Origin of the sequence: Mycobacterium palustre (assembly GCF_002101785.1) — a bacterium.
Taxonomy (GTDB): domain Bacteria; phylum Actinomycetota; class Actinomycetes; order Mycobacteriales; family Mycobacteriaceae; genus Mycobacterium; species Mycobacterium palustre.
The window spans coordinates 49833-73784 of record NZ_LQPJ01000135.1 but is presented as its reverse complement, the minus strand read 5'-3'; the positions used below and the strand labels follow the sequence as shown (position 1 = coordinate 73784).

Annotated in this window: 21 protein-coding genes; 7 read left to right on the top strand and 14 right to left on the bottom strand. The window is 71.7% G+C overall.

What is annotated here, in order from left to right; genetic code table 11:
- Positions 1-101 precede the first annotated feature (101 nt).
- From AWC19_RS23170 to AWC19_RS29400, 9 genes are all read right to left on the bottom strand, one after another.
- Positions 102-1889, bottom strand: a complete 1788-nt coding sequence (locus AWC19_RS23170) for an ABC-F family ATP-binding cassette domain-containing protein (protein ID WP_085080443.1) — start codon at positions 1887-1889, stop codon at positions 102-104.
- 8 nt (positions 1890-1897) lie between these two features.
- Positions 1898-2548, bottom strand: coding sequence for a PAS and ANTAR domain-containing protein (locus AWC19_RS23165; RefSeq protein ID WP_085080448.1), 651 nt, complete (start codon positions 2546-2548; stop codon positions 1898-1900).
- 181 nt (positions 2549-2729) lie between these two features.
- Positions 2730-3176 (bottom strand): hypothetical protein, encoded by a 447-nt coding sequence (locus AWC19_RS23160; RefSeq protein WP_142281368.1) that lies wholly within the window; start codon positions 3174-3176, stop codon positions 2730-2732.
- 8 nt (positions 3177-3184) lie between these two features.
- Complete coding sequence (locus tag AWC19_RS23155; RefSeq protein WP_085080441.1) at positions 3185-4198, bottom strand: SDR family oxidoreductase; 1014 nt, start codon at positions 4196-4198, stop codon at positions 3185-3187.
- 29 nt (positions 4199-4227) lie between these two features.
- Positions 4228-6018 (bottom strand): glycoside hydrolase family 15 protein, encoded by a 1791-nt coding sequence (locus AWC19_RS23150; protein ID WP_085080440.1) that lies wholly within the window; start codon positions 6016-6018, stop codon positions 4228-4230.
- Positions 6011-7720 (bottom strand): GMC family oxidoreductase, encoded by a 1710-nt coding sequence (locus tag AWC19_RS23145; protein WP_085080439.1) that lies wholly within the window; start codon positions 7718-7720, stop codon positions 6011-6013. Before AWC19_RS23145 ends, AWC19_RS23150 begins: the two co-directional genes overlap by 8 nt.
- Positions 7720-8466 (bottom strand): gluconate 2-dehydrogenase subunit 3 family protein, encoded by a 747-nt coding sequence (locus AWC19_RS23140; RefSeq protein WP_085080438.1) that lies wholly within the window; start codon positions 8464-8466, stop codon positions 7720-7722. The genes AWC19_RS23145 and AWC19_RS23140 overlap by 1 nt, the downstream gene beginning before the upstream one ends.
- A gap of 5 nt (positions 8467-8471) precedes the next feature.
- Positions 8472-8963 carry a hypothetical protein gene (locus AWC19_RS23135; RefSeq protein WP_085080437.1) on the bottom strand — a complete coding sequence of 164 codons (492 nt, stop codon included), beginning with the start codon at positions 8961-8963 and terminating at the stop codon, positions 8472-8474.
- Positions 8960-9304, bottom strand: coding sequence for a hypothetical protein (locus AWC19_RS29400; protein WP_142281367.1), 345 nt, complete (start codon positions 9302-9304; stop codon positions 8960-8962). The genes AWC19_RS23135 and AWC19_RS29400 overlap by 4 nt, the downstream gene beginning before the upstream one ends.
- 451 nt (positions 9305-9755) lie before the next feature.
- On the opposite strand from AWC19_RS29400, the gene AWC19_RS23130 reads away from it, so the two are divergent.
- Positions 9756-12719, top strand: coding sequence for an acyl-CoA synthetase (locus tag AWC19_RS23130; RefSeq protein WP_245849270.1), 2964 nt, complete (start codon positions 9756-9758; stop codon positions 12717-12719).
- Positions 12712-12936 carry a Trm112 family protein gene (locus AWC19_RS23125; RefSeq protein WP_085080435.1) on the top strand — a complete coding sequence of 75 codons (225 nt, stop codon included), beginning with the start codon at positions 12712-12714 and terminating at the stop codon, positions 12934-12936. The genes AWC19_RS23130 and AWC19_RS23125 overlap by 8 nt, the downstream gene beginning before the upstream one ends.
- Here AWC19_RS23125 and AWC19_RS23120 read toward each other — a convergent pair.
- The 5 genes from AWC19_RS23120 to AWC19_RS23100 form a co-directional block, all read right to left on the bottom strand.
- Entirely contained in the window at positions 12902-13525 is a 624-nt protein-coding gene (locus AWC19_RS23120) for a TetR/AcrR family transcriptional regulator (protein ID WP_085080434.1), read from the bottom strand. The genes AWC19_RS23125 and AWC19_RS23120 overlap by 35 nt on opposite strands.
- Before the next feature lie 4 nt (positions 13526-13529).
- Entirely contained in the window at positions 13530-14348 is an 819-nt protein-coding gene (locus AWC19_RS23115) for an ABC transporter permease (RefSeq protein ID WP_085080433.1), read from the bottom strand.
- Positions 14282-15046, bottom strand: coding sequence for an ABC transporter ATP-binding protein (locus AWC19_RS23110; protein ID WP_085080432.1), 765 nt, complete (start codon positions 15044-15046; stop codon positions 14282-14284). Before AWC19_RS23110 ends, AWC19_RS23115 begins: the two co-directional genes overlap by 67 nt.
- Positions 15047-15149: 103 nt before the next feature.
- Positions 15150-17756: an ATP-binding protein gene (locus tag AWC19_RS31285; protein WP_085080431.1), complete on the bottom strand. Its 2607-nt coding sequence runs from the start codon at positions 17754-17756 to the stop codon at positions 15150-15152.
- An 827-nt stretch (positions 17757-18583) separates the two neighbouring features.
- On the bottom strand, positions 18584-19855 hold the full coding sequence (locus AWC19_RS23100; protein WP_085080430.1) for an ammonium transporter: 1272 nt from the start codon (positions 19853-19855) through the stop codon (positions 18584-18586).
- A 70-nt stretch (positions 19856-19925) separates the two neighbouring features.
- Here AWC19_RS23100 and AWC19_RS23095 point away from each other — a divergent pair, with 70 nt between their 5' ends.
- From AWC19_RS23095 to AWC19_RS29395, 5 genes are all read left to right on the top strand, one after another.
- Positions 19926-20537 (top strand): DNA-3-methyladenine glycosylase, encoded by a 612-nt coding sequence (locus AWC19_RS23095; RefSeq protein WP_085080429.1) that lies wholly within the window; start codon positions 19926-19928, stop codon positions 20535-20537.
- A gap of 11 nt (positions 20538-20548) precedes the next feature.
- Positions 20549-21823: a tyrosine--tRNA ligase gene (gene tyrS, locus AWC19_RS23090; protein WP_085080428.1), complete on the top strand. Its 1275-nt coding sequence runs from the start codon at positions 20549-20551 to the stop codon at positions 21821-21823.
- Positions 21824-21849: 26 nt separating this feature from the next.
- Positions 21850-22635 carry a tetratricopeptide repeat protein gene (locus AWC19_RS23085; protein ID WP_142281366.1) on the top strand — a complete coding sequence of 262 codons (786 nt, stop codon included), beginning with the start codon at positions 21850-21852 and terminating at the stop codon, positions 22633-22635.
- A gap of 15 nt (positions 22636-22650) precedes the next feature.
- Positions 22651-23655 (top strand): HAD-IIA family hydrolase, encoded by a 1005-nt coding sequence (locus AWC19_RS23080; RefSeq protein WP_085080427.1) that lies wholly within the window; start codon positions 22651-22653, stop codon positions 23653-23655.
- Between the two features lie 117 nt (positions 23656-23772).
- Positions 23773-23949 (top strand): hypothetical protein, encoded by a 177-nt coding sequence (locus AWC19_RS29395; protein WP_142281365.1) that lies wholly within the window; start codon positions 23773-23775, stop codon positions 23947-23949.
- Positions 23950-23952 lie beyond the last annotated feature (3 nt).

Genomic DNA, 23952 nt, shown 5'->3' with positions numbered 1-23952 from the left:
ACACTCAACGCCGCCACAGCGCACTCAGCGGCCTACCACCCATCAGCCGCCTGTAACCAACGTTATGGCCGGGTACAGCTAGCCCGACGGCGGTGGCGCCGTCATTCGAGCAGCTCGGAAAGCTCCAGCCACCGGCTCTCCATCGCGGCGACCTGGTCCTCGAGCCCGCGCAGCTCCCGGGTCAGGCGCGCCAGCCCGAGATGGTCGGATTGATCGTGCTCGGCGAGCTCGTGGTGCTTGGCCGTGATCCGGTCCGCCAGCCGGGTGAGCTGGCGGTCGACCGAAGCTAGCTCTTTTTCGGCCGAACGGCGCTGCGCCCCGGACATCGGCCGCGGACCGGCCGGCTCCGACGGCGCCGCGGCCGGCCCGGGAGCCGCGGCAGGGGCCCGCCGGGCCGCCAGCCGCAGGTACTCGTCGATGCCGCCGGGCAGGTGCCGCAGCCGGCCGTCGAGGATCGCGTACTGCTGGTCGGTGACGCGCTCGAGCAGGTACCGGTCGTGGGAGACGACGATCAGCGTGCCGGCCCAGGAGTCCAGCAGGTCTTCGGTGGCCGTGAGCATGTCGGTGTCGACGTCGTTGGTGGGCTCGTCGAGCAGCAACACGTTGGGCTCCGACAGCAGCGTGAGCATCAGCTGCAGCCTTCGCCGCTGGCCGCCGGACAGCTCGCCGACCCGCGCCGATAGCTGCCCCCGCCCGAACCCGAGCCGTTCCAGCAGCTGGGCCGGGGTGACCTCCCGGCCATCGACCGGGTAGCCGGCGCGCAGCCGGGCCAGCACGTCGGCGACGCGGTCGCCGGCCGAGGCCGCCAGCGCGTCGCCGCGCTGGTCCAGCACCGCCAGCCGCACGGTCTTGCCGCGCTTGACGCGGCCGGTGTCGGGCGCGACCGTGCCGGCGATCAGCCCCAGCAGCGTCGACTTGCCCGCGCCGTTGGCCCCGACGATCCCGGTGCGCTCGCCGGGCGCGATGCGCCATTCGACGTCGCGCAGCACCGGGCGGCCGTCAAAGGCGACCGACACGCCGAGCAGGTCGATGACGTCCTTCCCGAGCCGGGCCGTGGCCAGCTTGGCCAGCTCGACGGTGTTGCGCAGCGGCGGCACGTCGGCGATCAGTTGGTTGGCGGCCTCGATGCGGAACTTCGGTTTGGAGGTGCGCGCCGGCGGACCCCGGCGCAACCAGGCCAGCTCCTTGCGCATCAGGTTCTGCCGCTTGGCCTCGGCCGCGGCGGCCAGCCGGTCGCGCTCGACGCGCTGCAGCACGTAGGCCGCGTAGCCGCCCTCGAACGGCTCGACGATCCCGTCGTGCACCTCCCACGTCGTGGTGGCGACCTCGTCGAGGAACCAGCGGTCGTGGGTCACCAGCAGCAGCCCGCCGGTGTTGCGCGCCCAGCGCCGCCGAAGGTGCTCGGCGAGCCAGGTGATGCCTTCGATGTCCAGATGGTTGGTGGGCTCGTCGAGGGCGATGACGTCCCAGTCGCCGATCAGCAGCCTGGCCAGCTGCACCCGTCGACGCTGCCCCCCGCTGAGCGTCGAAACCGTTGCGTCCCAGGCCAGGTCGGACACCAGGCCGTCGACCACGTCGCGCACCCGCGCGTCGCCGGCCCACTGGTGCTCGGGCGCCTCGCCGACGAGCGTCCAGCCGACGGTGTGGTCCGGATCGAGGGTGTCGGCCTGGCTCAGCGCGCTGACCCGCAACCCGCTGCGCCGCGTGACGCGTCCGGAGTCGGGTTGCAGCTGGCCGGTCAGCAGCCTTAGCAGGCTGGACTTGCCGTCCCCGTTTCGCCCCACGATGCCGATGCGCGCGCCGTCGTTGACCCCGAGCGTGACCGACTCGAAGACAACCTGAGTCGGGTATTCCAGGCGGACGGCCTCGGCTCCCAGTAGGTGCGCCACCCGGCCAATTATTCGAGGGTCAACAACGCTTGGTCGATGCGGCTCCGGGTCTCCGGCGACGACTTGCCGGCCACGGCGTCCAGGAACCGGGCGGCGAGGTCGCGCACCTTGAGGTTGGTTTCCTGGGAACGCCACACCAGCACGTCGAACGCGCGCTCGGCGGTGATGCCGTAGGCGGCCATCAGCACGCCCTTGGCCTGCTCGATCCGGGCGCGCGCGTCGGCCACCGCCTCGAGGACATTGGTGATGTCGGTGTGCAGCGAGTCGGTGACGTCGACATAGAAACCCGAGGTGCCGATCGGCGTGCCCGTATCGTCGAGCATCCGGTCGCCCGCGACGATCACGCAGTGGGTGCGCCCGGAGGTGTCGACGATGCGGTGCCGGCTGCTGAACGGCTTGCCCTCGAGGACATCGTCGAAGACGGCGGCGACGCGTTCGCGGTCGTCGGGGTGCTTGTGACGGCGCAACAGCTCCGTGGTCGGCTCGACCTCCCCGGGCGCGTAGCCGTGCATGCGCGCGACGGCGTCCGACCACTCCCAGCGCTGGCCGTCCAGGAAGAACCGGAACCTGCCGACCCGCTGCGGTTCGCCCAGCCCCAGCACCAGGTCGGCCGCGCCCAGCTCGTGTCGCTCGGCGGCGTCGGATACGAGGTCGGACATGAGCGCTTCGGACGGCGCCTTCGAACCGTTGGCGCCGGCCTGACCATTGTGGCGCGAAGCGACGTCGTCCTCGAAATCCACGGTCACCAGTATCACCCCTCCGCGCGCAACGCAGCCATATTGCCATAGTATATTGTTTCCAATACCCACTTTTCAGCTGCTCGGGTTTCTCCCGGGTTTCCTAGGTGCGCCCTCCGGCCCGGACGCCGCCCGGAAGGGTGTGCCGGACGATGTGGGTGGCGGCGCGATGCCGCAGGCGGACGAGTGTTGGCAGCAGGTCACCGGTCCCCGCGGCGCGGGGCGGCTCCGAGGGCGCCCGCCGCGCCTGCACGACGTCGGCGGCCCCGAACAGGGCGGCCAGCGCGCCGCTGAACAACGTCAGCCGCCGCGACCGGCGGTCGACGGCCGCCCACGCCAGCATGGTGGCGGCGTGCACCAAATCGGTTTCGGCGCTGACGGCCAGCGTCGCGGCGTCGGGCGCCACGGCGGTCACCGCCCCCTGGGCCAGCAGCCGCAGGCCCAGAAACCGGGTCACCGCGCGCCCCCGGACGGTCGCCACCTGCCCGGACACCAGGTGTAGCACCGGATCCGGGACGGCGAGCAGCACCACCCCGTAGCCGATCCGCACCCACGGGATCATCGCGCACGTCGGCGCGCCGCCCGCGCCCCCAGCAGCGCGCCCAGTCCCAACGTCAGCGCGCCGGTGCCGCCGGCGCGGGGATGCTGCGAGAACCACAGTTGCGGGCTGTCGGCGTGGGACTTGTCGTCGAACTCGCCGTGGGCGCCGTGATCGCTGCCGGGCTGGTCATCAACGGGTTCCCAGAGGTTGTGCGGCTGTTGACCGTTGACGGGTTCGTCGGTCTGCTGCGAGTCGTAGCCGGTGCGGCCCAGGTAGCGGTCCAGCAGCGGGGCGAGAAACTTCTGCCCGAGCAGCGTCACCGCCGTGCTGTCGCCGACCCAATACTGTTTGCGCCGCGGATGATCCGCGGCGTAGACGACCCCGCGGGCGGCCACCTCCGGCTGATAGATCGGCGGCACCGGTTGCGGATGCCGCGGCAGCCGGGACAGCACCCAGGAAAACTGCGGCGTGTTGACCGCGGGCATCTGAACCAGTGTGACCCGCACGTTCGAGCGTTCGTGCAGCAGCTCGCAGCGCAGCGACTCGGTGAAGCCGTTGACGGCGTGTTTGGCGCCGCAGTAGGCCGACTGCAGCGGGATGGACCGCTGGCTGAGCGCCGAGCCGACCTGCACGATGGTGCCGGCGTCGCGCGGCCGCATCTTCGCCAGCGCCGCCATGGTGCCGTACACATACCCCAGGTAGGCCACCTCGGTCACGCGTTTGAATTCCTCGGCGCTGATCTCCCAGAACGGCGCGAACACCGACGTGAACGCGACGTTGACCCACACGTCGATGGGGCCGAACGCGGATTCGGCCGCGTCGGCGGCGGCGGCGACGGCCGAGTAGTCGGCCATGTCGGTCGGGATGGCCAGCGCCTTGCCGCCGCCGGCCTCGACGTCGCGGGCCGCGCCCTCCAAACCGGCGGCGCCGCGGGCGAGCAGCGCGACATTGGCGCCGCGCTGCGCGAATTGCTGGGCGGTGGCGCGGCCGATGCCGGCGCTGGCTCGGGTGACTACCACTGTCTGCGGCATCAGGGCCCTCCTTTCGTTCGGTCCAGGGGTCAGTTGCCGTGGTCGGTTTCCTCGGTGAGCGTGGCGGTGCATTCGAGAAGCAGCGCGTGCGTGAACGCCTGGGGCAGGTTGCCGCGCAGCTGGCGCTGCCGGATGTCGTACTCCTCGCAGAACAGGCCCGGGGGACCGCAGGCGGTGCGGTTGCGTTCGAACCAGCGCATCGCGCAATGGCCATGGCCCAGTTGGTGTTCGGCCAGCGCCATCATGAAACCGCACAGCAGAAAGGCGCCCTCGGCGTCGCCGAGGTCGCGTTCGTCGTGGCGGAAGCGGTAGACGAAGCCGTCGTGGGTGAGGTCGCGGCGGACGGCGTCGAGGGTCGCGCGGGTGCGGGGGTCGGAGACGGGCAGGGCGCCGCGCAGGGGCGGCAGCACCAGCGACGCGTCGACCCGGGCAAGCTGCGGGCTGCGCTGCCAGTAGCCCCCCTGGGGATGCAGGCTGCTGGCGGCGGTGTCGGCCAGGATCGCGTCGGCCAGCGAGGTGCACGCGGCGATTTCCGGACCGCCGCCGGCCACCTTGGCGATCCGGCGAAGCCCGGCCACGCACGCCAGCCGCGACTGCGTCCAGTGCTGGTCGTCGATCTCCCAGATCCCGGCCTCGGGCTCGCGCCAGCGCTTCTCGATGGCGCCGATCGCGGCCTGCGCGGCGCGCCACCCGTGGGCGTCGAGGCGGTCGACGGATCCCGCCATCGCGAACAGCTGCAGCGCCTCGCCGAAGATGTCGAGCTGGAATTGCTCGTTGACCCGGTTGCCGAGCTTGTCGGCCCCGCCGGGGTAGCCCGGCAATTTGAGGGCCCGCTCGCCGGGCACCCGGCCGCCGGCGACGGTGTAGGCGGGCTTGAGGTTGGGTCCGTCCTCGAGGAGCCGGGCGCCGACGAACTCGACGGCGCGGTCGAGCAACTCGGTCGCCCCGGCGGCCCCGGCCGCGATGCCGGCGTAGGCCTGGTCGCGGATCCAGGCGTAGCGGTAGTCGTAGTTGCGGTTGGTGTGCGCGCGTTCCGGCAGGCTCATCGTGGCGGCGGCCACCATGCCGCCGTCGCTGCTGGTGAGCCCGCGCAGCACGGCGTAGGCGTGGTGCCCGTCCCGCGGCGCGATGGCGCAGTCGAGTTGCGGCACCCGGCGGTGCCAGGCGTCGCTGGTGGCATCCCATTCGACGGCCGGGTCGGGCAGCCGGTCGGGCAGCGCGCGCTCGGCGAGCTCCAGCACGAGGTCGTGCTCCTGCCCCTCGGTCACGGTGATCTCGCAGCTCAGCACCTGCCTGCCGCGGCTCGAACGCACGGTGTGCGCGTCGCATCCGCCGCGCCAGCGCCAGCGCAACGGCCCCGAGCGGCCGCTCCAGACCCCGTCCTCGAGCCTCGGCCGGCCCGCGGCGTGGCGGCCGAACCCGGCGCTCGGCTGCAGCAGCACGCGCAGCCGCGTCGTGCCGCGACAGCCCACGATGCGCCGCAGCAGCACCACCCGGCCCGGGTGGCCGGGAAACGACAGCGCCTCGCGGCACTCGACGATGCTGTCGCGGGTGATCCACCGGTTGCGCCAGATCAGCGACCCCGGTTCGTAATAGCCGCCCCAGACGTGCCGCACCTCGGTCGGGGTGATGGCGTAGACCCCGTCGCCCCCGATCAGGTTGGAGAAGACGGCGTCGGAGTCCCAGCGGGGCGCGCACAGCCACGCCACGTCGCCCCGCGGCCCGATCAACGCGCCGCGCTCCCCGTCGGCGAGCAGCGCGTATTCGCGCAGCACCCGCGGCGGGAAGGCCGCGTCGACGTCGATGGGCTCGTCAGCCACGGGCCCCCGCCTTCGACGGCCGCCGCGCGCCGCCGCCCGCGTCGGTGCGGATCTGGTTGGTCGCCATCCGCTCGGCCAGCCGGGAGGCCAGCGCCATGATCGTCAGCGCCGGGTTGGCCGAGCCCTGGGTGGGACACACCGACCCGTCGGCCAAAAACAGGTTCGGCACACCCCAGACGCGATGATCGGCATCGACCACCGAGTTCTCCGGGCCGGTGCCCATCCGCGCGCCGCCGATCAGGTGGGCGAACCGCTGGATGGTCAGCACGTCCTGGGCCTCGGCGGCGCGCAGGATGTCGCCGATCACCTTGGTGGAGTAGGCCACGTTGGCCTTGTCGTTGTCGCACAGGCTGTAGTCGAAGCGGGCCACCGGGATGCCGTACGGGTCCGTTTCGTCCGCGAGCGTGACGCGGTTGTCCGGTTGCGGCAGCAGCTCGTTGAGCACGCCGACGGTCGCCCAGTGGTTGTAGTCGCGCATGTACTCGCGCAGGGCGCGGCCCCAATGCCCGTCGGCGAGAACGTGTTCGGCCCAGCCGATGGGCATCGGCGACACGGTCTGGATGGAAAAGCCGCGGGCGAATCCGCGCGCCGGGTCGGTCTCGTAGAACTGTTCGGAGGACACCTCCGGTGGGGGCGCCTTGTACATCCGGACCTCGTCGGACCACCGGCCCGCCGACTGCGTGGCGCCCTGCACCATCACGTAGCGCCCGACCTGATCGTCGTTGTTGCCCAGCCCGTTGGGGAAGCGGTCGCTGACCGAGTTCAGCAGCAGGCGGGGGGTTTCGATCGAATACCCAGCAATCGCAACGGCTTTGGCGCGTTGCAGTCGTTCGGTGCCGCCCACCTCGTCGTAGTACACCACCCCGCGGGCGGCGCCGGTCGCGTCGAGCTCGACGCGCGCGGCCATGCAGTTGGCGCGGACCTCGACGCCGTGGGCCAGCGCGTCGGGCAGGTGCGTGACGTACGGGCTCGCCTTGGCGTTGACCTTGCAGCCCTGCAGGCAGTAGCCCCGGTAGATGCAGTGCGGGCGGTTGCCGAAGGTGCCGTTGACGATGCCGACCGGCCCGACCCGCATCGTGATGCCCAGCCGCAGCGCGCCGTCCCACAGCTTTCCGGCCGCACCCGAAATTGGGTGCGGCGAAAAGGGATAACGATGCGGGTAGCCCCACGGCCAGTTCTGGCCGGCCACCGGCAACTCGAGCTCGAGTTGCCCGTAGTGGGGTCGCAAGTCCTCGTAGCCGATGGGCCAGTCCGCGCCCACCCCGTCGAGGGTGTAGGTCTGCAGGTCGCTGGGGTGGAAGCGTGGCGTGTACCCGGCGTAGTGCACCATCGAGCCGCCCACGCCGCGACCGGAGTTGTTCTTGCCCAACTCGATCGGGTCCGAGCCGCCGATGATGCGCTTCTGCGTCCAGTACAGGGAGTGCGAGCCGACCTCGTCGGACACCCAGTCCTCGTCCGGGTGCCAGAACGGGCCGGCCTCGAGGATCACGACGCGCCAGCCCGCCCGGGCCAGCCGTTGCGCGAGCACCGAACCGCCCGCGCCGGCCCCGACGACCACCAGGTCTACCGCGTCGTCGTCGCGGTAGCGGCGCATCGTCTTTTCACCGGGCAGGTCGCGCGAATGCACGTCGAGCAGGAACCGAGAGTCGTTGTCCCTCGGCCCGACCGCGCCCTTCAGCAGGCCCCGCAGCAGGTCGCCCATCACACGTCACCGCTTCGCACGACCCGGACCGGGTCCTCCTCGGTGGCGCCCGGGCGTTCGAACGGCTCGCGCACCGCGGCGGGACCGGTGGGACCGCCCAGCCGCATGAACCCGCGCGGGTAGGCCGGCCCGCCGAAGCCGATCTCGTTCCACGCCCACGGGTGGGAGTAGAAGCCGGACAACACCATCCGCATGCACACCGACCACGCGCGTTTGACGTTGAGGCGCTCCCACGTTCCGCCGTCCAGCAGGCCCTTGGAGAACCGGTCGACGATGGCCTCGCGGGTCTCGTCCTCGGCGTCGGCGAACGAGGCCTTGCCGTAGCGGCGGGACGCGGTCTCGTCGAGCGCGCGCAGCACCAGCCGCCAGGTGTCGCGGTCGTCGGGCATGTCGGCGTACTGGTAGCCGTCGAGCCTGCCTTCGGCGAGCTTGTCGTCGACGGACTCCGCGGCCGGCACCCGCGGCTCGGCGTCCTGCGCCAGCACCGTGTCGCAGAACGCGCGCAGGCACGGCTCCTCGGCCTCGGTGAAAAACCGTAGCGGCCCAGGCGGTTCCAGCCGCGCCAGCACCACCTTCCGGGTGGCCTCGTCCCAGGAATCGGCGGTCTCGAGCACGTCGTAATCGGGGTAGCGGCCGATCATCTGTGGCGTGATGCCGCGCCGCTGCTTGGGCAGCCACGACGGGTGCGGGGGCTTGCCGCCCTCACGCAGGTTGGGCAGATGGTCGGGGCGTGACGTGTCGGCCATCGCCGTTACTTCCGATCGCCTTCGCGGCGCAGGACGGCGGCCAACAGCCCCATCGCCCCGACGATGCACATCAGCCCGGGCGCCGCGACGGGCGGCCCCATGGGGACGTTGTAGGACGCGTTCCTCCAGCCGCCCGGCTTGCGCCCGACGCCGCGGATGTGCAGGTATTCGCCCAACAGCCCGTTGGCGGTGTAGATGGCGGCCGTGATCGGCAGCCACAGCTTGGCCCACCGCCGCGAGAACGCGCCGGCGATGCCCGCGACGACCACCGGCGGGGTGACCACCACCGGGCTCCACATCCACTTGTTGCCGAAGCTGGCCTTGTAGTGCTCGAGGTAGATCTCCGCGGTGGTGACGGTCGCCGCGAACGCCGTCAGCGCGGACAGCGAGCGTTCGAACCGGCCGTGCGCGACGTTGTAGAGCGCCCGCCCGGCCAAGTCCTCGGCCTCGTCGATCCCGCCGCTTCGGCGTCGTATCCCGTTGCTTAACAACATCATTGGTCTGCCTCCTGCCTCGCGTCCTTCGTGTCCCGGCCTGAATTCCGCTGCGAACTGCTGGCGGCCTCCAGAGCGCCGGAAGGCCGTCTCCGGGCGCCTTCGTGAACGCCGTCGTCATTTCCTCGGCCTGCTCGAACGTGACGTGCGGCGGGATCGGCCGAGCCGTCGGGCGGCTGGACAGGATCGCGTCGTCGGGCAGCTGCCGGTGAGCGCAGCCGGTCCTCGTAGTGCCGCAGCGCGCCCAGCATCCCGCTGATCCCGTCGCCGGGAAGCCCGTAGATCGTGTCGATGCCCCACGCCGGCAGCCGCTCGCAGAGAAAGTCCCCTGCCGTCATGCCCATTGGGCCACCTCCAACGAAACACGCTGAGCAATCACCGGACAACGCGTCGAGGTGGTTGCCCCAGGTGGTAGCGCCCAGCTGCGTGTTTCAACCGTGGTGGTCCCGACGAACGAAGCAGTCCGTCACGACCGTTGCGCGTCCGATACGTACCCGGTTTCGGGAGGGGTTAACCGCGGATGTTCCCCGTCCGCCCCACCCGCACCGGTCGCCGGAGGGGCGCCGAGCGATGCCCGGCGGCACAACGCCATTCGCCTGACGGAAGGATCGGCGGATGGCCGGGAGGCCCCGCGAGCCGGCGGAATTGACGCGATGGACAGTACTGGCGGGCCACCGCCGCATCGCCCGCCGGCCGGACGGGCAAACGCGCTGGGCAAAACCGCCCGGCTCGCCGATGTGCCATGATGTCGGAGCTGTCAAGAGTCAGGGAGCAGCGGTGGATCTCAACATTTCGATGGTCACGCGGCCGGTCGGGCGGCTGATCGCGACGGCGCAGAACGGGCTCGAGGTCTTGCGGCTGGGCGGCCTGGAAACCGACAGTGTGCCGTCGCCCTCCCAGATCGTCGAGAGCGTCCCGATGTACAAGCTCCGGCGCTACTTCCCGCCGGGCGACCGGCCCGGCGAGCGGCCGGTGGGCCCGCCGGTGCTGATGGTGCACCCGATGATGATGTCGGCCGACATGTGGGATGTCACCAGGGAAGACGGGGCGGTGGGCATTTTGCACGCCAACGGCCTGGACCCCTGGGTCATCGACTTCGGCTCGCCCGACAAGGTCGAAGGCGGCATGCGCCGCACGCTGGCCGACCACATCGTCGCGCTCAGCCAGGCCATCGACACGGTCAAGGAAGCCACCGGCAACGACATCCACCTGGTCGGCTATTCGCAGGGCGGCATGTGGTGCTACCAGGTCGCCGCCTACCGGCGTTCGAAAAGTCTGGCCAGCATCGTCACTTTCGGCTCTCCGGTGGACACCCTGGCCGCCCTGCCGATGGGCATCCCGGCAAACTTCGCCGCGCCGGCCGCCAACTTCATGGCCGACCACGTCTTCAGCCGGCTGGCGATCCCAAGCTGGATGGCGCGCACCGGGTTTCAGATGCTCGATCCGGTCAAGACCGCCAAGGCCCGCGTCGATTTCGTGCGCCAGCTGCACGACCGCGAGGCGCTGCTGCCGCGCGAACAGCAGCGCCGGTTCTTGGAGCGCGAGGGCTGGATCGCCTGGTCGGGCCCCGCGATCTCCGAACTGCTCAAACAGTTCATCGCCCACAACCGCATGATGACCGGCGGTTTCGCCGTCAACGGGCAGATGGTCACGCTCGCCGACATCACCTGCCCGATCCTGGCGTTCGTCGGCGAGGTGGACGACATCGGCCAGCCGGCCTCGGTACGCGGAATCCGGCGGGCGGCGCCGGACGCCGAGGTATACGAAAGCGTCATCCGCACAGGGCATTTCGGCCTGGTCGTCGGGTCGAAGGCGGCCCAGCACAGCTGGCCGACGGTGGCCAAGTGGGTGAAATGGCTGTCCACCGGCGGCGACAAACCCGACGGCATCGACCTGATGGCCGACCAGCCCGCCGAGCACACCGACAGCGGCGTCGCGCTGAGCTCCCGGCTGCTGCACGGCGTCGGGGAGGTCTCCGAGGCGGCGCTGGACGCGGTGCGCGGCGCGGCCAACACCGTCGTCGCGGCCAACAAGTCGATGCGCACCCTGGCCGTCGAGACGGCCCGCACGCTGCCGCGGCTGGTGCGCCTGGGGCAGATCAACGACCACACCCGCATCTCGCTGGGCCGCATCATCGACGAGCAGGCCCACGGCGCCCCCAAGGGCGAGTTTTTGTTGTTCGACGGGCGCGTGCACACCTACGAGGCGGTGAACCGGCGCATCAACAACGTGGTTCGCGGCCTGATCGAGGTCGGGGTGCGCCAGGGCGACCGGGTGGGCGTGCTGATGGAGACCAGGCCCAGCGCGCTGGTGGCCATCGCCGCCCTGTCCCGGCTGGGTGCGGTGGCCGTGGTGATGCGGCCCGACGCCGACCTGGCCGCGTCGGTCCGGCTCGGGGGAGTCAGCGAGATCCTCACCGACCCCACCAACCTGGAGGCGGCCCGCCAGATGCCGGGCCGGGTGCTGGTGCTGGGCGGCGGCGAGACGCGGGACCTGCACCTGCCCGAGGACGCCGCCGAGGACCAAGTCATCGACATGGAGCAGATCGATCCCGACGCCGTCAAGCTGCCCGCGTGGTACCGGCCCAACCCCGGATTGGCGCGCGACCTGGCGTTCATCGCGTTCAGCTCGGCCGGCGGCGAGCTGGTGGCCAAGCAGATCACCAACTACCGGTGGGCGGTGTCGGCCTTCGGGACCGCGTCGACCGCGGTGCTCGACCGCCGCGACACCGTCTATTGCCTCACGCCGTTGCACCACGAGTCCGCGTTGCTGGTCAGCCTGGGCGGCGCCGTCGTCGGCGGCACCCGCATCGCGCTGTCGCGCGGCCTGGACCCCGCCCGGTTCGTCCAGGAGGTGCGCCAGTACGGCGTCACGGTGGTCGCCTACACCTGGGCCATGCTGCGCGAGGTCGTCGACGATCCGGCGTTCGTGCTGCACGGCAATCACCCCGTCCGGCTGTTCATCGGTTCGGGCATGCCGACCGGTTTGTGGCAGCGGGTCCTCGCGGCGTTCGCGCCGGCCCGCGTAGTCGAGTTCTTCGCCACCACGGACGGACAAGCGGTGCTGGCCAACGTGTCCGGCGCGAAGATCGGCAGCAAGGGCCGCCCGCTGCCCGGCGTCGGGCGGGTCGAGCTGGCCGCCTACGACGCCGAGCAGGACCTGATCCTCGAGGACGACCGCGGGTTCGTTCAGGTCGCCGCACCGCACCAGGTCGGGGTCCTGCTCGCGCAGTCCCGCGGCCCCATCGACCCGAGCGCGTCGGTCAAGCGCGGCGTCTTCGCGCCCGCCGACACCTGGATCTCCACCGACTATTTGTTCTACCGCGACAACGACGGCGACTACTGGCTGGCGGGCCGGCGCGGCTCGGTGGTCCACACGCCGCGCGGGCTGGTGTTCGTCGAGCCCGTCACCGAGGCGCTGAGTTGCATCAACGGCGTCGACCTCGCGGTGACCTACAACGTGCCGATCGGTGGGCGCCAGTTGGCGGTGTCGGCGGTGACGCTGCTGACCGGTGCCGGCATCACGGCGGCCGACCTGACCGAGGCCGTCGCCAACACCCCGATCGGGGTGGGGCCCGACGTCGTGCACGTGTGCCCGGAGCTGACGCTGAGCGCCAGCTACCGGCCCACCGTGGGCGCGCTGCGGGCGGCCGGCCTTCCCAAGCCGGGACGCCAGGCGTGGTATTTCGACGCCGGCAGCAACGAGTTTCGCCGGCTCACCGCCGGGGCGCGGTCCGAGCTGAGCGGCCGCGATGCTTGACGACGCCCTGCTGAGCATCCTGGTGTGTCCGGCGGACCGGGGCCCGCTGCTGCTCGTCGACCCCGGCGACGGCGAGCTGCTGTACAACCCGCGGCTGCGGCGCGCCTACCGGATCGAGGACGGCATCCCGGTGCTGCTGATCGACGAGGCCCGCGACGTCGGCGACGAGGAGCATGCCCGGCTCATGGCGCAAGCCCGTCCGGAAGATCCCCGGTGAGGTAGCGCTGCAGGTTCGGCGCGATCATCCGGGCGATCTGCTCGGGCGGCAGCGACGCGAACGGTTCCAACCGCACGATGTAGCGCGCCATCACCACACCGACCAATTGCGACGCGACGAACTGGACGCGGACGATCCCGCTTCCCGGCGGGTTGTCGACGCGTGGGCCCACTTCGACCGCGATCACGTCCTCGATGAAGGTGCGGAACAGGCTGACCTCCGAGCCGGCCAGCATGGACCGCAGGGTGGCGACGAACGCGGTGCCGACCTCGGAGTCCCACAGCGGCAACAACGTCGACGGCAACCGGTAGCCCAGTTCCTCGACCGGCATGTCGCGCAGCGGGCCGATGACCTCCATCGGGTCGATCGGGATGCGCACGGCCGCGGCGAACAGGCGTTCCTTGGTGCCGAAGTAGTGGTGCACCAGCGCCGAATCCACGCCGGCGGCCGCGGCCACCGCGCGTATCGAGGTGTTGCCGATCCCGTTGCGGGCGAACAACTCCCGCGCGCTGCTCAAAATCCGGTCGCGGGTGCCGGAGTTGCCGGCGGGCCGCCCCGGCCGCCTGCGCCGGTTGTTGGTGGTCGTCACGGGGTCAGGGGGTCCGCCGCCGCAGCGTCGCCGCGGCCAGGCACAGCGCCGCGAACGCCGAACCCGCCACCACGACGATGTCGCGCACCGCGACGCCGGTCAGTTCGGTGTGCGAATTGACTTGCTGCAGCGCCTCCAGCGCGTAGCTGGCGGGCATCACGTTGCTGATCCATTGCAGCCAGTCTGGCATCGCCGCCCGCGGGACGATGATGCCGGCGAGCAGCAGCTGCGGCACCATCACCAGCGGGATGAATTGCACGGCCTGAAACTCGGTGCGCGCGAACGCACTACACAGCAGGCCCAGCCCCACGCCCAGCACCGCGTTGAAGATCGCGATCACGAACACCCACACCCAGCTGCCAACGGTGTGGAAGCCGAGGAACCAGAACGATACCGCGCACGCTATCGTCGCCTGCGCCGCCGCGGCGATCGAGAACGCGGTGCCGTAGGCGATCAGCAGGTCGAGCCGGCGCAGGGGAGTGGTCAAAATCCGCTCCAGCGTCCCCGAGGCTCGCTCGCGCTGCATGGTGATCGCCGTGATGATGAACATCACGAACAGCGGGAAAAGGCCGAGCAGGATCAGGCAGGCGTTGTTGAACGGGGACGGCGTGCCCGGCAGGTGCCGAGCGTTGTGAAACATGAAGTACATCAACGTGATAACGATTACCGGAACCGCCAGGATCATCGCGACGCTGCGGTGATCGGCGGCCAGCTGACGCAGGATCCGCGTCGTGGTCGCCGCGTACGGCCGCAGCGTTAACCGGTGAACAGTTTCGTGCTGCGCCTGATGATGGACAGAAACGCGTCCTCCAGTGACGTGCATCCGGTGTCCTCTCGTAGTCGGGTCGGGGTGGTGTGCGCGACCAGGTGGCCCTCGCGCATCAGCAGCAGGTCGCCGCAGTGGTCGGCCTCGTCCATGACGTGGCTGGAGACGAGCAGCGTGGTGCCGCGGCGCGCGAGGCCGGCGAACTGCTCCCACAGGTCGACGCGCAGCACGGGGTCCAGGCCGACGGTGGGCTCGTCGAGGACCAGCAGGTCGGGTTGGCACACCAACGCGCACGCCAGCGACACCCGGGTGCGCTGCCCGCCGGAGAGGTTGCCGCAGAGCGCGGTTCGGTGGTCGGTGAGCCCCACCCGGTCGATGGCCGCGTCGGCGGCGGCGTTGTCGAAGCCGTACAGCGCGGCGAAGTAGCGGACGTTGTCGACGATCCGCAGGTCGTTGTAGATCGTCGGGTCCTGCGGCATGTAGCCGACGCGGTGGCGCAGCGCGGCGGCGCCGGCCGGCCGCCCCAAGACGGTCACGGTGCCCGAGGAGACGATCTGGGTGCCGACGATGCAGCGCATCAGCGTGGTCTTGCCGCAGCCGGACGGCCCCAAGATGCCGGTGATGCTGCCGCGGGCGATCCGCACCGAAAAGTCGTGCAGCACTGGTCGTTTGAAGCGGGTGACGCGCAGGTGCTCGATGTCGACGGCCGGGGCGCGGCCCCCCACCGGTAATTCATCGCGTGATGAACTCATCATTCGATGAATAATTCGCCTCGCACACACCCCTGTCAAGACCCGGGGCGCGCGAACGACAACCCGCGACGAGCACGCCGCGGCGGCGCCGTCGGGGGGCTGCCCTTCAGGCGCGCGACGACGCGCGCTGCCGGGCGGCGGCCTGGACGCGGCTGTTCACGCCGAGTTTGGTCAGGATGGCGCTGACGTGGTTGCTGGCGGTCTTGCGGCTGATGAACAGGGCGGAGGCGATCTCGGTGTCGCTGCGGCCGGCGGCGAGCAATTCGAGGACCTCGCGTTCGCGGCGGGTCAGCCCATCGGGATCGGAGAGCGTGTCGGCGCGTCGGCCGCTTGTGCGCCCGCGGAGTTGGGCGAGACGCCGCTGGGCGCGGCGGGCCGCGGCGCGGGCGCCCAGCTCGCGGAAGGTGCCCAGCGCGGCCTGGACGGCGGGAATGTCGCCGTCCAGTTGGGCGATCGCGGCGTCGTAGGGACAGCCGAGCCGCGTCCACTCGGCCGCGGCGGCGCGCCAGTCCCCGCTGACCTCCAGCCGGTAGGGCGTGATGGTGTCGGCCGTCGGCGCGTCGGCGAAGGGGCCGCCGACCAGCCGCGCCCAGCGGCGCAGGTGGCCGACCAGCCACGGATCGGTGTGTTCGGTCGCCGCCGCCAGGCCGGCCAGCGCCGCGCCGCGGGCGGCGTCGTCATCCCCGGCGAGCCAGGCGGCCTCGGCGCGAGCCGCCCACACCACACCGAAGCGAAACAGATCGTCGGAATCGGCGGCGGCGGCCGCCTCGTCCAACAAGGCGGCCACCCGGCGTTCGCCCCGGCGCGCGCGGATCAACGCCATGCTCACCAGCGGAAAGATGCGGTGCAGTGGCGCCAGGGCGGGCCGGGTCAGCACGTCGTTGGCGAAGCCTAACGCGGTCGCCCAGCTTCCGCGGTGCAGCGCCACCAGGGCGGCCGCGCCGGACGCGAAGGCGCGGTAGACGCCGAGCTGGTATTCGTCACAGAACGCGGTGGTGTCGGCGATGTAGCCCTCGGCGCGATCGAGGTGGTGGTGCACCGCGGCGAACCAGCAGAGCAGTGACCCGGCGAGTCCGGCCTCCTCGAACAGCGCCCCCGAAACGGCGTCGCGCCAGGCCGCCTCGAGATCATCCCAGCCGGTGTCGCCGCGCTGCACCGTGGCCACCGCGGCAAAGCAGCGTGCCCGCACCACGACGGCGCGATCGGCGAGCCGAGTGCCCAGCGCCAGGGCGCGCGCCGCGTAATCGCTGCACGCCGGATCGTGGTCCCACGCGGCCAGCTGCGCCATGTTGAGCAGCGACCAGGCCAGCTGCGGGCTCGGTCCCGTCGCTTCGAGCAGGCGCAGCGAGGCGACACCGGCTTCGACGGCCTCGGCCGTGCGCCCCTGCGGCCACAGCATGTTCGACAGCCAGCGCAGGTTGTCGCCCTCGCCGAGCCGATCAACCAGCTTGTGCCGCAACGTGATCGCCTCGCGAAACGCGGAGATGGCCTTGTCGGGCAGCCCGCTCAGGTAGCTGCTGAACGCGTGCCGCTCCAGCCAGACCACCCTCTGTTCGGTGGGAGTGTCGTCGGCGTGGCGCAGCGTCAGCGCGTACAGCTCGGCGGCCTCGCCGTGAGCCCCCAACAGGGCCGCGCGCTCGGCCGCCGCCGGCGCGTAACGAAGGACCGCGTCGAGGTCGCCGGCCTGATCGGCGTGAAATGCCAACGCCGCCAAGGTGTTCGGGTCGATCGGCGGCTCGGCGAGCAGCGTCAGTATCCGCTTGTGCAGCTGGCGGCGCTGGTGGTCGGGGATCTGGTCGGCGGTCGCGCGCCGGGCCATCTCATGGCGAAACCCCACCGAGTCCGCCTCGGCCAGCAGCACCCCCGCCCCCAGGCATTCGGCCAGCGCCGCCGCCGAGCCCGGGCACAGCTTCTCCAGCAGCGCCGGGCCGACCCGCGGCCCGCACACGGCCGCCGCCTGTGCCAGCCGGCGTCCCGCGCTCGACAGCCGGGCTAACCGCCCCCACACCGCTTCGGACACGCTGCGCGGCAACGCTTCCCGCGTGAGCACGTCGGGGCCGCCGGCCAACACCTCGGTGACGTAGAACGGGTTGCCGCCGGTCAGTCGATACAGCGCGTCGGCGTTGACACCACTGCCGACGGCCAGGCTGGCCACCGCCGCTTCGCTGAGCGGATTCAGCGCGAGGCGCGTCACCGCCGCGCAGCCGACCAGATCGCCCAGGAGCACCGCCAACGGGTGCTTGTCGTCGATCTCGTCGTCCCGGAACGACACGACCAGCAGGGCGGGCAGCCCCTCGACGCGGCGCGCCAGGAAGCGCAGCAGGTCCAGGGTGGCACCGTCGGCCCAGTGCACGTCCTCGATCACCCAGACCGACGGCCGGCGATCGCCCAGCATGCCGATGAGCCCGGCATAGATGGACTCGGTGGCACCGGCATCGATGGCCGCGCGTACCCGGGCCGCGCGTTCGCCGCGGAGGTCGGTGAGCGCGTCGACGAGCGGGCCCAGCGGTCGCGGCGTGACCAGCGGATCGCACCAGCCCCGCAGGAGCCGCCACGATCCGCGCAGACCACTGGTGAACCGGGTGATCACCGCGGTCTTGCCGATCCCGGCCTCACCGCGCAACAACACCATCCGTCCCGAGCCGCGGGCGGCCGACCGGGCCAATCTGGCCAGCTCTGCCAACGCGGCCTCGCGTTCCAGCAAGTCCTCCATCGGTTACCGCCCGCCGGCAGGGCAGCAGCCGGCCAAGAATAGGGATTTCTGCCTACGGTTTACGCCGACCCGTGGGCGCACAGTGACCGGCAGGCACCGGGGGAGTCGGCTCCGGCGCCGCCGCTGGCAGACGGGGGCTTCCATCGAAAAAACTGTAGCCCCAAGCGACCCGCGTGAGCCGCAAACGACGACATGCCACCCACGTGTGCGCAAGGATTTCGCAATCGGCCCGCCCGCATCGCCTCGGCGTCGCCCGCGCAGGTGCGGGTGACGCCGGCCGCCAGCATCCGCTCGTCTCCGTACACGGGCTCCATGACGACGGCGGTCTGGTTGTGCGCGTAGCCAATTCGCAACCGCTGACCCTGGGGTGCCCGAATGCGCCGGCCTCCCAGGGGTCAGCTGGAGCGGCAAGACCAAGCTCAGCTATCGGTTCGCGTGGCGCGGCCCGGTGCCCCGGGAAGGGGAGCCGGCGTTCGTGGTCTCGGCGGCGGATTGGCTGACGCTCGTCGAAAAGCTCGGCCTGGCGCCGCAACTGGAAGACCGGGCCAGGGCCGACGGCAGCGGCGTCCCGACCCCGGGGGTGGCGCCATTGGCCCGGTCCGAACGCAGGCTTGCGGATGTATGGCGTCGCCATCGCCGTGGTCATGTTCGTAGCGATGCCCGCGATCATGTTCGTCGCAGGCGGCATCTCGAACAACCATCAACAGCAATACGATCAGGTGACGGCGGACCGGGAACGGCCGTTCGCGCTGCCGTTCACCGGTCCCGTTCTGGCAGGGCGACGACGCCGAGGGTCTCGTGCTCAGGCTGCCGACGGGCTGAGCCGCTCAGCGCCCGTCGGATCCGGGGCGGCGCTGCGGCAGATGCCCGTGCACGCCTTCGGCATACGCCGTCTCGGCGTGCTGGGTCAGGTCGACGCCGGTGGTCTCGTCCTCGGGACTGACCCGGAAGCCGATGGCGCGGTCGACCACCTTGGCGATGACGAACGACACGGCGAACGCATACAGCGCGACGACGGCGATCCCGAGCGCCTGCTTGCCCAGTTGGGCGAAGCCGCCGCCGTAGAACAGGCCCCGCGGGCCCGCCGTCATCACCGCCGTCGCGAGCAGCCCGATCGACGACACCCCGACCACGCCGCCGACGAAGTGCACGCCGACCACATCGAGCGAATCGTCGTAATTGAAGCGGAATTTCGCGGCCACCGCGAACGAGCACACGACGCCCGCCGCGAGGCCGACGACCGCCGACCCCAGGGTGTCGACGGTCCCGCACGACGGGGTGATGGCGACCAGCCCGGCCACCACACCGGAGGCGGCGCCGAACGTGGTCGGCTTGCCGTCGCGGACCTGCTCCACCGAGAGCCAGCCGAGCATGCCCAGGCAGCCGGCGACGAGCGTGTTCAAAAAGATCGCCGCGGCGGCGCCGTTGGCGGCCAACGCCGAACCGGCGTTGAAACCGAACCAGCCGAACCACAGCAGTCCGACGCCCAGCAGGACGAACGGCAGGTTGTGCGGCCGCATGGCTTCCTTCTTGAACCCGATGCGCGGCCCGAGCACCAGCGCCAAGGCAAGGGCCGAGGCGCCGGAAACGATCTCGACGACCAGCCCGCCCGCATAGTCGAGCACGCCCATCTTGGCCAGCCAGCCGCCCGGCCCCCAGACCCAGTGCGCGACAACCGAATACACCGCGATCGCCCACACCGGCACGAAAACCACCCAGGCCGCGAACTTGGCGCGGTCGGCGATCGCGCCGCTGACCAGGGCGGCCGTGATGATCGCGAACATCAATTCGAAGGTGGCGAACAGCAATTCGGGGACGGCGCCGTGCAGGGTGTCGGGGCCGATGCCGAGCATCCCGAGGTAGCGAAGGTTGCCGACCAGCCCGCGCGCGCCGTCGTCGGAGAACGCGATGGTATAGCCGGCCAGCAGCCACGCCACCGTGACCAGCGGGATGGAGATGAAGCTCATCATGATCATGTTGAGCACGCCGGTGGTGCGGACCATGCCGCCGTAGAAGATGGCCAGGCCGGGGGTCATCAGCAGCACCAACGCGGTGCTGGCCAGCAGCCACGCGGTGGCCGCGGGGTCGATCGCATGCATTGTTTTGGGCTCCTTCGCCACCCGAGCAACCGGGATACTGCCATGCGTTCGGCCCCGGTAGGTTCGGAGGGTGGCTGCGGACGAGCTGGTGGTCGACCCCGTCGCGGCCGCCCATCGGCTCCTCGGCGCCACCCTCACCGGGCGCGGCGTGCGCGCCATCGTGGTCGAGGTCGAGGCCTACGGCGGGGTTCCCGACGGCCCCTGGCCGGACGCGGCGGCCCACTCCTACCGCGGAATCAGCGGCCGCAACGCGGTGATGTTCGGGCCGCCGGGGCGGCTCTACACCTACCGCAGCCACGGCATCCACGTCTGCGCCAACGTCTCCTGCGGGCCGGACGGCACCGCGGCCGCCGTGCTGCTGCGCGCCGCGGCCATCGAGGACGGCACCGACGTCGCGCGCGCCCGCCGCGGCGAGCTGGTACGCACGGCGGCGCTGGCGCGCGGCCCGGGCAACCTGTGCTCGGCGCTGGGAATCACGATGGACGACAACGGGATCGACCTGTTCGACGGCGAAAGCCCGGTCGCCCTCGAACTGCACGAGCCGCTGAGCGCCGTGGCGGGCCCGCGCGTCGGGGTCAGCCAGGCCGCCGACCGGCCCTGGCGGTTGTGGCTGGCGGGCCGGCCGGAGGTGTCGGCCTACCGGCGAAGTCCGCGGGCGCCCGCCCCCGGGACCAGCGACTAAAGTCGGCGGCGATGTCTTCCGGGATCCTCGACGAACTGGGCTGGCGCGGGCTGATCGCGCAGTCCACCGACCTCGACGCGCTGGCCGCCGCAGCGGCAAGCGGGCCGCTGACCGTCTACGCCGGCTTCGACCCGACCGCGCCCAGCCTGCACGCCGGGCATTTGGTGCCGCTGCTGGCGCTGCGCCGGTTTCAGCGCGCCGGGCACCGCCCGATCGTGCTCGCCGGCGGCGCGACCGGCATGATCGGCGACCCGCGCGACGTCGGCGAGCGCAGCCTGCACGGCGCCGACACCGTCGCCGAGTGGACCCAGCGCATCCGCGGGCAGCTGGAACGCTTCGTCGACTTCGACGCCTCACCGACCGGCGCCCTCGTCGTCAACAACCTGGACTGGACGGGCCCGATGTCGGCAATCGCGTTCCTGCGTGACGTCGGCAAGCACTTCTCGGTCAACGTGATGCTCGACCGCGACACCGTCCGCCGTCGGCTCGAGGGCGAGGGCATCTCCTACACCGAGTTCAGCTACATGCTGCTGCAGGCCAACGACTACGTCGAGCTGCACCAGCGCCACGGCTGCACGCTGCAGATCGGCGGCTCGGACCAGTGGGGCAACATCATCGCCGGCGTGCGCCTGGTCCGCCAGAAGCTCGGCGTGGCCGTGCACGCGCTGACGGTCCCGCTGGTGACCGCCGCCGACGGCACCAAGTTCGGCAAGTCCACCGGCGGCGGCAGCCTGTGGCTCGACCCCCAGATGACCAGCCCCTACGCGTGGTACCAGTACTTCATCAACACCGCCGACGCCGACGTGATCCGCTACCTGCGCTGGTTCACCTTCCTGTCGGCGGGCGAGCTGGCCGAGCTGGAACAGGCGACCGCCGAGCGCCCGCAGCAGCGCGCCGCGCAGCGTCGCCTGGCCCGCGAGCTGACGGTGCTGGTGCACGGCGAGGCGGCCGCCGAGGCCGTCGAGCACGCCAGCCGGGCGCTGTTCGGGCAGGGCGAGCTGGACCGCCTGGACGAGGCGACGCTGGCCGCCGCCCTGCGTGAGGCGTCCGTCGCCGAGCTCAAGCCCGGCGCCCCGGACAGCATCGTCGACCTCCTGGTGGCCAGCGGGTTGTCGGCAAGCAAGGGAGCCGCGCGGCGCACCATCGGCGAGGGCGGCGTCTCGGTCAACAACGCGCGCATCGACAGCGAGGCGTGGGCGCCACAGCCCTCGGACTTCCTGCACGGCCGGTGGCTGGTGCTGCGCCGCGGCAAACGCAACATCGCCGGGATCGAGAGGGTCGGCTGATCCGCGCGGCCCGTATTCTTTCGAGAGTGGTCGACGACAGGCGAAGGCACGGCGGGGGACGGCGACCGCGTTCGGGGGCGGGCGGCTGGTCGGGACCCGGCCGGGCGCGCGCGGTCCAGCCCGAGAACGCCGACGGCCACCGCGCCCGCCCCGACGCGCCCCCGATCCCGCCCGGCGTGGAGGCAAGACAGCTGGCGCCCGAAGTCCGGCGCGAGCTGAGCACCCTGGACCGGGCCACGGCCGACGCGGTGGCGCGCCACCTGGTGGCCGCCGGCGAGCTGATCGACGAGGACCCGCAGGCCGCGCTGAGCCACGCCCGCGCCGCCCGGGCCCGCGCCAGCCGGATCGCCGGCGTCCGCGAGGCCGTCGGGATCGCCGCCTACCGCTGCGGCGATTGGGCGCAGGCGCTGGCGGAGTTGCGCGCCGCCCGCCGGATGGGCAGCAAGTCGTCCCTGCTGGCGCTGATCGCCGATTGCGAACGCGGGCTTGGCCGTCCGGCGCGGGCGATCGAGCTGGCGCGCGGACCCGAGGCGGCCGAGCTGTCCGGTGACGACGCCGACGAGTTGCGCATCGTCGCCGCCGGCGCCCGTGCCGATCTCGGGCAGCTGGAACAGGCGCTGACGGTCCTCTCGACGCCGCAGCTCGACCCGGCCCGCACGGGCACCACGGCGGCGCGGCTGTTCTACGCCTACGCCGACACGCTGCTCGCGCTCGGCCGCAACAACGAGGCGCTGCAATGGTTTCTGCGGTCGGCCGCCGCCGACGTCGATGGCGTCACCGACGCCGAAGAACGCGTCAGCGAGCTGGGCTGACGCGACGGGTCGGCCATGAAAACCATTGCGCAGGAATACGATTGCCTGCTGATCGACCTCGACGGGACGGTGTTCCGCGGCCATTCGCCCACCGACGGCGCGGTGCGGTCGCTGGACGAGGCGACCGGCCGCAAGCTCTTCGTCACCAACAACGCCTCCCGCAGCGCCGACCAAGTCGCCTCGCACCTGCGCGATCTCGGCTTCAGCGCCACCGGGGCGGACGTCGTCACCAGCGCCCAGAGCGCGGCCCGGCTGCTGGCCGACGAGCTGGACCCGCGGTCGCGGGTGCTCATCGTCGGCACCGATGCCCTGGCCGACGAGATCGTCGCCGTCGGGCTGCGCCCCGTGCGCCGCTTCGACGACGACCCGGTCGCGGTCGTGCAGGGGCTCTCGACCACCATCGGCTGGCCCGACCTCGCCGAGGCCGCCCTGGCCATCCGGGCCGGCGCGCTGTGGGTGGCCGCCAACGTCGACCCCACCCTGCCCACCGAGCGCGGCCTGCTGCCCGGCAACGGATCGTTCGTCGCCGCGCTGCGGGCGGCCACCGGCGCAAAACCGCGGGTCGCCGGCAAGCCGGCGCCGCGGCTGCTGCAGGACGCGGTGGCCCGCGGCGACTTCCGCGCGCCGCTGGTCGTCGGCGACCGGCTGGACACCGACATCGAGGGCGCCAACGCCGCCGGGCTGCCCAGCCTGATGGTCCTCACCGGCGTGAGCACCGCCCGCGACGCGGTGTTCGCCGCCCCCGCGCTGCGGCCCACCTACATCGGCCACGACCTGCGCTCGCTGCACGCCGACGCCGAGCGGCTCGCGATCGGGCCGCAGCCGGGCTGGCATGTCGACGCCGGCGAGGACGCGATGACGGTCAGCGCCGACGGCGCCGACGAGGGCGACGGGCTCTCGATCGTGCGCGCCGTCGCCGCCGCGGTGTGGGGCGCCGGCTCGGACGGTCCGGCGGTGCGCATCGCGGCCGGCGACGACCGCGCGCGCGACGCGCTGCGCCGCTGGTCTCTGGCGGACTAGACGTGCGGCCCGCCGCGGTGCGCCGATTCCTGTGGTGCATGTGGCGGTACCGCCGAACGACTCGCCGGGGGCTACGCCGGTTGCCAACGGCCAAGGGGTGACTAGCGTAGAAGCGCAATGACTGTCGATCCCGATCAGCTTCGCGCTGAAATTGAGGCCTTGCTCGCCCAGCTGCCCGACGACGCCGACGGCGAAAACGGGCCGTCTCTCGCCGAGCTCGAAGAGATAGCCCGCCGCCTCTCCGAGGCGCACGACGTGCTGCTGCGGGCGCTGGAGTCGGCGGAGAAGGGCTGAGGC